The sequence below is a fragment of the Pelotomaculum isophthalicicum JI genome (genome assembly GCF_029478095.1).
GTDB lineage: Bacteria > Bacillota > Desulfotomaculia > Desulfotomaculales > Pelotomaculaceae > Pelotomaculum_D > Pelotomaculum_D isophthalicicum.
The window spans coordinates 65,120-75,321 of the sequence record NZ_JAKOAV010000020.1; the positions used below are offsets into that span (position 1 = coordinate 65,120).

Consider the following 10,202-nt stretch of genomic DNA (forward strand, 5'->3'; position numbering starts at 1 on the left):
TTTGGCAAAAGATAAATATTGACTTTTATGACAGAAAAATAATTCTCGACATTTTCCCGACATATTTAAGTAATAAAATAAACATGAAGTTTTACCGGTGAAAAATAAACTTCCTAATTATTTTATGAAGAGGTGGCCTATGCAAACAGTAATGGTTGTGGAAGACGATCATTCAATAGCCCTGCTGCTAAAAACTTACCTGGAGCATGCGGGTTTTCAGACCCAAGTTGCCGTAAACGGGGAAGAAGCATTATCCATGTTTTCTGAAGTAAATCCCGCACTGGTTCTTTTGGATTTAATGCTGCCCGGGAAAGACGGGTGGACGGTGCTGGATGAAATTCGCCAACTGAACAGTTGCCCTGTAATCATGGTGACAGCGCGCGGCGCTGTCGAGGATCGCTTACATGGGTTCGATAAGGGCGCTGATGATTACATATTAAAGCCCTTTGATCCCGATGAAGTAGTGGCTCGGGTGAAAGCAGTGCTGCGGCGGCCGGTTCACTTGGTTGAGCCTGAACTTGTCCAATTCGGAACCCTGGTGATAAATTTTACCTCCCGTGAAGTTACCGTCAAAGGGAAACCGATTTCGCTTGCGCCGCGGCATTGGGAGTTGTTGACTTTTCTGGTTCGCCACCCAAACCAGGTGTTCACCAGGGATCAGCTGCTGGACCACGTCTGGGGAATGGATTATGACGGGGGAGACCGTGCCGTGGACGTGTCGGTCAAACGCATACGGCAGTCTTTGCAGGAGTGGCCGGCGGATGAAGGGGAGATAGCGACAATCCGTGGAAAGGGGTATCTACTGCGTGTCAAGTAAACAAAACGATTATACTCCAAATACAGTATCAATGTTGACCTACTGGACACGCCGTTACGTCTTGGTATTGCTGGGCTGCCTTTTGCTCCTAGCCTTAGCTGCGGGAATTTGGATCCGGATTGATACATACGAACATATCTATAGCATGCTTGAATTACGCGCCGAGCAACTGGTTGATTTGAATGGTCAAGCGCCGGAAGAAAGCGAGTTTTCCAATAAGCTGCGGCAAATGGAGGCAGGCCCCCGCGAACTAAAGCAACCCTTTCCGGATGCGGACATTATAAAAGACGATTCTTCCAATAGAAAGCAACAAATGGAAGCGGGCCACCACGAACCGAGGCCGCCCATTCCAGAAGCAGTTCATACTGTAGATACAGCGGGAAACATTCAAATAATTAAAAAAGACGAAAATGCGGCTATTGATACTTCCGCGTTGTTCGCTGTTCCGCCCTCATATCAGAATGTCCTCGCCGGTAAAAATGTCCGTGAACAAGTTCATGTCGATTCTCAAACCTGGCTGCGTGTCGGCGTGCCTGTTTACCAAAACGGAACAGTCTGCAAGGCGCTCTATATCAGCATGCCTGTGGATAATCAAATCCGCGGCCCTTATGGTTTACTGGCATTACTTACCGTTACTATTACGTTGGCGGGCTGGTTGGTGCTATATTTTCTATCCCGGAGGTTAATCCATCCGCTCCGCGAAGTGGCTGCTGCCGCTCAGTCCATAGCTGAAGGCAATTATGACCCGGTTTTGCCCCGGGAGGTAAAAGAGCGGGAACTGCAACAATTAATCGAATCATTTCGCCATATGGCTGCTCAACTGAAACAACTTGAACAGCTTCGGTCCGTCCTGCTGGCAGGCGTGTCCCACGAACTGCGCACACCCATTACCTCAATCCGTGGGATGATCCAGGCGGTACACGATAAAATTGTAACCGGTGCGGCTGCGGAAGAGTTTCTGCAAATTTCATGGAATGAAGCCAAACGGTTACAACAGATGGTTGAAGAATTATTAGACTTTTCGTCCTTTGAGGCAGGCGCGGCACCCATACGAGGGGAGCCTGTTAATCTATCAAGCCTGATCAATGAGGTGATCCATCAACTGAGTGTACTTCCTGAATTCTCTAAAGTCCGGTTCGAGCCAGCCCTGCCGGCTGAACCTGTTTGGGTCAATGGAGACGCGGGAAGGCTCCGTCAAATGTTCATAAATTTATTTGATAATAGTAAAAAAGCTGCTGCGACTTTAATAAATATAAATTTCCAAGAACTTAATCAACAGATCATACTTGACATAGAGGACGACGGAAAAGGCATTGATACGACCGATCAACCTTTTATCTTTGAACGTTTTTACCGCGGCAGCGCCCGGCAGGCGATAGGCCGCGGGCTGGGCCTCGGTTTAACGATAAGCCGTTTGCTGGCTCATGCCCATGGCGGAGATTTGGTGCTATTACGTACTAGCGCCGCAGGTACGACGTTTCGCCTAAGTTTAACGCGATACTTAAAATAATATCCCGGGGGGGAAAACCATTTGGAAACTAAACCTAAGACTCTTTTTAATAAATTTAATTACTTCGCAGTGGTTATAAAAAGAAAAAAGCTGCTTTTAGGTTTTATCGCACTCGTATTAATTACGCTGACAGCATATTTTGTGACGAGCAGCCGCGGGAAAACGTCCGAGAATTACCTGACTGATACCGTTAAAAAAAGCACGGTCACCAGCACCATTTCAGCCACCGGAACAATCGAACCAGTGAGCACGGTTTCCCTGAGCTTTGAAAATTCTGAGGTAATTAAAAATATTTATGTAAAAGTCGGAGATCACGTAACTACCGGCCAACTGCTGGCCGAGCAGGCCACAGACAACTTAGAGGCTGATGTCATTCAAGCTTCAGCTAGCTTAAAGGGAGCTTCTGCCAAGCTGAAACTCCAACAAAATGGCTCCACTCAGGAAGATTTGGAAAAAGCCGCGGCAGATGTACAAATGAACCAGGGAAGCTACGACCTGGCCAAATCTACTTTAGCTCGCTACCAGCAGCTATATCAGGAAGGCGCAATTTCCAAAGCCGATCTTGACAAGTACAACTCGGACCTTATTAGCGCGGAGGGCAAATTGAAACAAGCTGAACAGTCCTTAAAATCACTGCAAGCCGGCAATCGTGCAGAGGATATCGAAGCGGCCGCCGCTGATGTGGAAAGCAGCAACGCAAAATTAAAACTGGCTCAAAACAGTCTATCCGGGGCTAAAATGTACTGTTCCATCGACGGCATTGTCAGCGAGGTTAACGGCGCGGTTGGCCAGCGGGCCTCAGCCAATAACAACAGCACCAGCGGGGGCGGGTTCATGACTGTCATCTCGGAAGCGCTGCAGTTAAAGTCCCAGGTTAACGAAGCCGACATCGGTAAAACCGTTATCGGACAAAAGGTTGAATTCACAGTGAACTCCTATCCTAACAAAACATTTACCGGGAAAGTAAGCAGCATCGCCCCTCAGGCAACTACGGTTTCCAATGTCCAACTTTATGAAGTATATGTAATTCCGGACGAAAACTATAAAGAGCTTAAAGCAGGGATGCCGGCCAATGTTAACATAATCGTTGAAAGGCATGAAAATACCCTTACCATTTCCAAAGGCGCTGTTACCTATGCCGCTAGTTATTTGAGCAAAACAAAGCAAACCAACGTTTCAAGCTCCACGGGAAATAAGCAAGTAAACAGTCAATCGGATATTAATAACACTGAGGACCCAAGTTCAACAACAAGCTACCAGGAACAGCAGACTGTGGTGCTTGTTATGAACAACTCCGGTGGTCCCGCGCCGAAACAGGTTGTATTGGGTTTATCGGACTTAAAAAATTACGAAGTTGTGCGTGGTTTAAACGAAGGTGAAACGGTGGTGGTTGGCGCTTTGAATGAATCAACTACCACTACCACTACTAACAGCAACAGCAAGAGTAATAGCAATAGTATGCCTATGATGGGAGGACCGCCGCCGGGAAGATAACAAATACAAGTATTCAGAATTCAGGAGTCAGAATTCAGAATACTTCGGGGACAATAAACCATTCTTTTATTCTGACTCCTGACTACTGACTACTGACTCCTAGTAGTTACAAAAAACTATCTGTAGGTGATGCCAAGTGCAGGAGAAGATAGTGCTCAAACTTGAGAACATCAGGAAAACATATGACATGGGGGAATCCCAGGTTAACGCTTTAAGAGGCATCGACCTAACCGTCGCCGAAGGAGAAATGGTGGCGATCATGGGCTCCTCCGGTTCCGGCAAAAGCACCTTGTTGAATATTATCGGCTGCCTGGACAGACCAACGGCAGGCGACTATTACCTCGACGGAGAAAACGTCTCCGGCCTGGACAAAAACCGGCTGGCCGCCGTCCGCAACAAGAGAATCGGTTTTGTATTCCAGGGTTTCAACCTCCTGGGCAGGATGACCGTGCAGGCCAACATTCAGCTGCCGATGATCTACGCCGGGACTAATAAGAATGAAATGGACGCCAGGGCTAAAGAAGCCCTGAACTGGGTCGGGCTTTCAAAGTACCTCGGCCATTATCCCAACCAGATGTCGGGCGGCCAGCAGCAAAGGGTCGCCATCGCCCGCGCCCTGGTGAACAACCCTTCATTGATCCTGGCGGACGAACCCACCGGAGCACTGGACTCAAGAACGAGTATAGAGATAGTTTCAATCATACAGCAATTGAATATTGAAAAAGGCATTACCGTGGTCATGGTTACCCATGAAAAAGACATCTCACAATACTGCCGTCGCTTGGTTAATTTAAGGGACGGCCGCATTACGGAAGATGCCCCTGTATTAAACCAACGGAACGCCGCTGCGGATCTGGCGGCTTTCCCGAAGGAAACGGAGGCCGGCGCATGAATCTCGGCAACAATTTTGAAGTGGCGGTAAACGGCATAAAGGCAAACAAGCTAAGATCTTCCCTGACGATGCTCGGCATTATTATCGGCGTTTCGGCCGTAATCATCATGATTTCCGTGGGGCAGGGCGCCAGCAAAAAGATCTCGGACCAGATTTCCAGCATGGGCTCGAATTTGCTGATGGTATCTCCCGGGGCCGGTCAGGGAGCGGTCCGGGGTTCCGGGGGAAATGTGAACACGCTAACCGTTGAAGATGCTGAAGCGATAGCCGGGCTGAACAAGGTGGCCTATGTGGCGCCCGAGCTAAGTTCAAGCGCCACTGTCGGGTACGCCAGCCAGACCTGGACCACTCAGTTTGACGGGACCACGCCGGAATATCAACTAATCAAGGACTGGCCGACCACTTCGGGTTCTTTTTTCACGGAAGATGACGTGGCGGGAGCCACCCCGGTGGCGGTACTGGGCAAAACGGTGGTTGACAATCTCTATCCCGACGGCACGGACCCGGTGGGCACAACCGTCAGGATTAACAAACTGAGCTTTACCGTGGTTGGTGTGCTAAAATCCAAAAGCGCCTCCATGGGCGGCCAGGACCAGGACGACGTGATCTACATACCTATAACAACTGCTCAAAGGAGAATGCTGGGCGTAAAGTACGTGCGGATGATTAACGTGCAGGCCGACACTCAGGAAAGCATGAGTTATGTCCAGGGTAGCATTGAGACTCTTTTGCGGCAAAGACACCGCTTGACGGGGGTTAATTCCGACGATTTCAACGTGCGCAACATGGCATCTCTACTGGAAACAGTTGAAAGCACCTCCGCCATACTGACTTTGTTTCTGGCCGGTGTGGCGGCGATATCCTTGCTGGTGGGCGGCATCGGCATCATGAATATCATGCTGGTTTCGGTGACGGAGAGAACGAGGGAGATCGGACTACGCATGGCGGTGGGCGCTACTGAGAGCGACATCCGCAACCAGTTCCTGGTGGAGGCTCTCGCTCTGTGCCTGGTTGGCGGTCTGGCGGGAATACTGATCGGGATATCCGGCTCAAAAATCATTTCAGCGTTTGCCGGCTGGCAAACCACAATTACAATCTCGTCCATTCTTCTTTCCACCGGTTTTTCGGCGGCAATCGGGATTTTCTTCGGCTACTACCCCGCTAAAAAAGCGGCGGGACTTGACCCCATTGAAGCGCTGCGTTTTGAAAAGTAACTGGCAGGATGTCATTGCTTATCAACTTGCCAGGATCATTTTTTAAATAGCCTGTTCCTGGTTGGTTTTAGAGGCGGGATAAGAGAAGCACGCCGGGCAACAAGTAATCCCGCCTTATGTTTAATAGTTAATCTGACCTTTTAGAATAGCCGCGAAAATATGAGGATAATTTAATTATCAATCGTATAAGAGGACTTCTCACTTGCCTTTCAAGAACCCTGTAGCCGTCTTTAGCCGCCGCCAGTTCCTGCTGAACCATTAAATATGCCCTTTGTTGCTCCTCTTCAACTTTAAGCGCTTTTTTTAGAGCATTGCTTAAATCGTTTATTTCCTCCAGCATTCTTCGCTCTTCCATTGCCATGGAAGCTCTCTTTCTTTCAATCTTCTGTTTTAATTCCACGATTTCAGTCTGTAATTCAGCTACTTTAATAGTATGCTGTTCTTTCAATTCTACCAGCCTGGCTTTGTTTTCACGGTCTTTTTCTTTATATTGCTGAAGTTTAGTAAAAAGCCCTTCAAGGTTGTTCTGATTTTTAACCAGCAGATTTTTAATTTTTGCCACATTTTCTTCCGCTTCCCGGGCCCTCGCAACCCAAAGACGGCACTGGTACAAAATACTATCCGACTTGGACTCCAACTTTTTCAAATGTTCCCTGTAACGCATGATTTCCCGCTTACGCAACGACAGCAACAGGTCTTTCTCGGCCATTTGAGATAGCATATAATCATGTTGTCCGGCTAACTCCATTTTTTCAGCAAGAGCAGCAGCAACCTCTTCCTGGCCAGCCATAGCCTCCTGCAGATTCTGTTGCATAGACTCTATTCTCGCTCTCCAGCGGGACCGGTCCCGGCGCCACCTGAGCTTCTGCCTGCCAATCAAACCAATAAATTTTTTTAATAAATCTTCATAAATAAGCTGAACATTCGGGTTATAGCTCCAAACACCTTCCCCTACTTGTTCAAAATATGGAAACTTCAGCAGCACCCCTTCAATAATTTTTATCCCCGTAGTTCTCCACGTGTTTACTATTTCGTATAGTTGCTGGGTGGACAAACCGCCCGGATGCATTTTCATTGCTTTGATAACCAAGTGCTTCAGAGAATAATGACTTGCTTCAACTTCCCATTCAGTAAGCCCCCAATACCCATTATCAAGCTGAATAAATCTTCCGTCGGAGATTAACAAGACCTCCTCCGCCAGAATTTTTTTTGACTTTCTTTTTTTTGTATTTCCGTTTTTCAGAAGATCCCTCAAGTTTAACGGTTGCCCCCGTTTAAGTAAAAGAGAATAAAACTGGTCATTCTCCCGCTGTCCTTCTAAATTTAAATGCCAAATGTCTTTTTCCCGGTAAAAACACGGGTGCTGACTGAGGCACAGGTTAACTTTATCTTCCACTTGCAGCAAAGAATAATCTTTTAACATTTTTCGATGAACATAAGGTGTTAGCTCGGTTACCGAAAGCGATTCAAAAAAGAAGAGTGTTTTTTTTAAAACATCAGTTAGTGAATTCAGCCGCCCACCCATAATGATTAGTTCACCCCTCACTTATGAAAACTTTTCTATTATTAATTTATCCATTCAATGCCTAATTCCTTTTTTTGCCATAGAAAATTTAAATAATATTTCCATTATATTACAACAACATCTAACAAATTTTTTTCAGTCATCGACTTTAATAAAAATATGGATATAATAAAAAGATAATAATTTGACGACAAATGATAAGGAGATGATCAAATGAACACTGCCAATCTCAAATCATATTCACAGAATACTCTTACAGGTGAAGTATTTGTGGAAGGACCGGTCAGCACTGCCAATCTTGAAAAGATGTCAATGAATGAGGGGCTTACCAGCTTCAGGCCGGCAGATAGACAAAAAGAAGCCCTGTTAAAAATAACAGAGTTACCAGAAGGAATGATTTATGTCGCCAGAATCGGTCAGGAAATTATCGGTTATTTGACTTTTCACTATCCAAGCAAGTATAGCCGGTGGAGCAAACACCCGCGCGTTCTGGAACTTGGAGGTATTGAAGTGAGTTCATCCTGGCGCAAAAAGGGGATCGGTACAGCGCTTTTGCAAAAAGCGTTTACCAACCCTATAGTTGAGGAATATATCATTGTAGCTATTGAATTTTGTTGGCATTGGGATTTGAGAGGCAGTGGGTTAAGCCTACTGGCTTATCACAGGATGCTGATCAGTGCCTTTAGGAAAGTTGGTTTAACAAAACGAGCTACCGACGACCCGGATATTTTAGAAGATCCGGCCAACGTACTGGCGGCACGCATCGGCAAGAACGTTAGTGAAGAAGATTCTCTCTTGTTTGAAAACATGCTGCTTGAGAACAAAAAGGGGTTACTAATGTAAAGGAGAAAGTTTCAATATTCATCTTGGCAAAACCACGCCAATAATATATTCCGGAAAACAAAGCTAATAACAAAGCCTGTAACTCCCCATATGATAATTAGTTACAGGCTTCTTTATTGTATTTATTTAGCTTGTCTTATACTGAGCCAATATTATTACACGCTGTAATTGGGTGCTTCCTTCGTGATCATAACATCATGCGGGTGACTCTCCTTCAATCCGGCAGTAGTACAACGCATAAATCTTGTTTTGGTTTTCAATTCAATAATATCACGGCACCCGCTGTAACCCATCCCTGACCTCAATCCGCCGATTAACTGGTAAACCGTTTCGGAAAGCGAGCCCTTAAATGGCACACGGCCTTCCACTCCCTCGGGCACTAGTTTTTCGTTTGCCGTGGACTCTTGGAAGTAGCGATCCTTGCTGCCACCTTTCATAGCCCCCAACGATCCCATACCGCGATATACTTTAAAGCTTCGCCCCTGGTATATCTCGATATCTCCGGGGCTCTCTTCCGTCCCGGCCAACAAACTACCAAGCATAACTACATCCGCGCCAGCCGCGATGGCTTTTGTAATATCTCCTGAATATTTTATACCTCCATCGGCGATAACAGGTATGTCGTATCTCGCAGCAACTTGGGCACAATCATAAATGGCGGTAATCTGAGGAACCCCTATCCCCGCAACCACCCTGGTTGTACAAATTGAACCGGGACCTATTCCCACCTTAATAGCGTCCGCACCTGCTTCAATTATATCTTTAGCGCCTTCCGCTGTAGCCACATTTCCTGCAATTACGGAAACCTCAGGGTATTTTTCTTTGATTTTTGTTAATGTGTTCATGATATTCAGTGAATGTCCGTGCGCCGAATCAATAACAATAGCATCCACATTAGCCTTAACCAGAGCTTCGACCCGCTCATCCGTGTCGAACCCAACGCCCACCGCTGCCGCTACCAAAAGCCGGCCACCTTTGTCCTTGGCTGAGTTGGGGTACTGGCGCGACTTTTCGATGTCTTTAATGGTAATTAGACCTTTCAGGTTAAAATCATCGTCAACGATTGGCAATTTCTCTACTTTGTAACGTTGAAGAATTTTTTTAGCCTGTTCCATGGTTGTACCTACCGGAGCAGTAATAAGATTTTCCCTGGTCATCACTTCACTGATATATTTTGAAAAATCCTGCTCAAAACGAAGGTCCCGGTTGGTAAGGATGCCAACCAGTTTTCCCTTCACGGTAATGGGTACACCGGAAATCCGGTATCTTTCCATCAACACTAAAGCTTCTTTGACAAGATTATCCGGCTCAAGAAAAATCGGATCGGTAATCACCCCGTGTTCAGATCTTTTAACCCGGTCGACTTCGAGAGCTTGCCGATCAATAGACATGTTTTTATGAATAACTCCTATGCCGCCTTCCCTGGCTATGGCGATAGCCAAACGGGACTCGGTTACTGTATCCATTCCAGCGCTCATTAGCGGAATATTCAGCTTAATGGACTTGGTTAAGTTGGTACAGGTGTTTACATCATTAGGCAGCACTTCTGAAGCAGACGGAATTATCAAAACGTCATCGAAAGTCAGTCCCGTACGTTCAAACTTTTCCGGCAACAAAGACTTTCCCTCCCCCGCCGGTAAACCGGCCACAAGAAAATTTATATCTGTATATTATAGCATAAAAACGATCAATTCAATATTGTGTCCCACATTAATCTTCACTTCACTACCTATAACCTTATCGCTGAACAAACTTGACACCTGATTAACAAATGACTATTATCTCATCTTTGACAGTTACAAACTATAAAAAGGCTTGAAAACCCTGTATTTGCAAGGAGTTCAAGCCTTTTTTGTTATTCTTAAAAAGTGAGTAATGTTATTATTTTTTAACCCTGCTTAAAATTT

At 46.1% G+C, this 10,202-nt stretch carries 8 protein-coding genes; 6 read left to right on the top strand and 2 right to left on the bottom strand.

Annotated features, from left to right (window positions below; translation table 11 throughout):
* Positions 1 to 139 precede the first annotated feature (139 nt).
* The 5 genes from L7E55_RS11265 to L7E55_RS11285 all read left to right on the top strand — a co-directional run bounded on the left by L7E55_RS11265 (position 140) and on the right by L7E55_RS11285 (position 5,927).
* Complete coding sequence (locus L7E55_RS11265) at positions 140 to 817, top strand: response regulator transcription factor (protein WP_277444331.1); 678 nt, start codon at positions 140 to 142, stop codon at positions 815 to 817.
* On the top strand, positions 807 to 2,327 hold the full coding sequence (locus L7E55_RS11270) for a HAMP domain-containing sensor histidine kinase (RefSeq protein WP_277444332.1): 1,521 nt from the start codon (positions 807 to 809) through the stop codon (positions 2,325 to 2,327). Before L7E55_RS11265 ends, L7E55_RS11270 begins: the two co-directional genes overlap by 11 nt.
* 21 nt (positions 2,328 to 2,348) lie before the next feature.
* Positions 2,349 to 3,821, top strand: coding sequence for an HlyD family secretion protein (locus tag L7E55_RS11275; protein WP_277444333.1), 1,473 nt, complete (start codon positions 2,349 to 2,351; stop codon positions 3,819 to 3,821).
* Between the two features lie 187 nt (positions 3,822 to 4,008).
* Positions 4,009 to 4,713 (top strand): ABC transporter ATP-binding protein, encoded by a 705-nt coding sequence (locus L7E55_RS11280; RefSeq protein ID WP_277444342.1) that lies wholly within the window; start codon positions 4,009 to 4,011, stop codon positions 4,711 to 4,713.
* Positions 4,710 to 5,927 carry an ABC transporter permease gene (locus L7E55_RS11285; protein WP_277444334.1) on the top strand — a complete coding sequence of 406 codons (1,218 nt, stop codon included), beginning with the start codon at positions 4,710 to 4,712 and terminating at the stop codon, positions 5,925 to 5,927. Before L7E55_RS11280 ends, L7E55_RS11285 begins: the two co-directional genes overlap by 4 nt.
* A gap of 127 nt (positions 5,928 to 6,054) precedes the next feature.
* Here the strand turns inward: L7E55_RS11285 and L7E55_RS11290 are convergent, their stop codons facing one another.
* Complete coding sequence (locus L7E55_RS11290; protein WP_277444335.1) at positions 6,055 to 7,452, bottom strand: phage-shock protein; 1,398 nt, start codon at positions 7,450 to 7,452, stop codon at positions 6,055 to 6,057.
* Between the two features lie 213 nt (positions 7,453 to 7,665).
* On the opposite strand from L7E55_RS11290, the gene L7E55_RS11295 reads away from it, so the two are divergent.
* On the top strand, positions 7,666 to 8,295 hold the full coding sequence (locus tag L7E55_RS11295; protein ID WP_277444336.1) for a GNAT family N-acetyltransferase: 630 nt from the start codon (positions 7,666 to 7,668) through the stop codon (positions 8,293 to 8,295).
* 155 nt (positions 8,296 to 8,450) lie between these two features.
* Here L7E55_RS11295 and guaB read toward each other — a convergent pair whose 3' ends face one another.
* Positions 8,451 to 9,911 (bottom strand): IMP dehydrogenase, encoded by a 1,461-nt coding sequence (guaB, locus tag L7E55_RS11300; protein ID WP_277444337.1) that lies wholly within the window; start codon positions 9,909 to 9,911, stop codon positions 8,451 to 8,453.
* Positions 9,912 to 10,202: the final 291 nt, after the last annotated feature.

Bases quoted from the DNA above. Each gene is read 5' to 3' on its own strand.
- L7E55_RS11285 (WP_277444334.1), top strand. From the start codon at position 4,710: ATGAATCTCGGCAACAATTTTGAAGTGGCGGTAAACGGCATAAAGGCA.
- L7E55_RS11290 (WP_277444335.1), bottom strand. From the start codon at position 7,452: ATGGGTGGGCGGCTGAATTCACTAACTGATGTTTTAAAAAAAACACTC.
- L7E55_RS11265 (WP_277444331.1), top strand. From the start codon at position 140: ATGCAAACAGTAATGGTTGTGGAAGACGATCATTCAATAGCCCTGCTG.
- L7E55_RS11295 (WP_277444336.1), top strand. From the start codon at position 7,666: ATGAACACTGCCAATCTCAAATCATATTCACAGAATACTCTTACAGGT.
- L7E55_RS11280 (WP_277444342.1), top strand. From the start codon at position 4,009: ATGGGGGAATCCCAGGTTAACGCTTTAAGAGGCATCGACCTAACCGTC.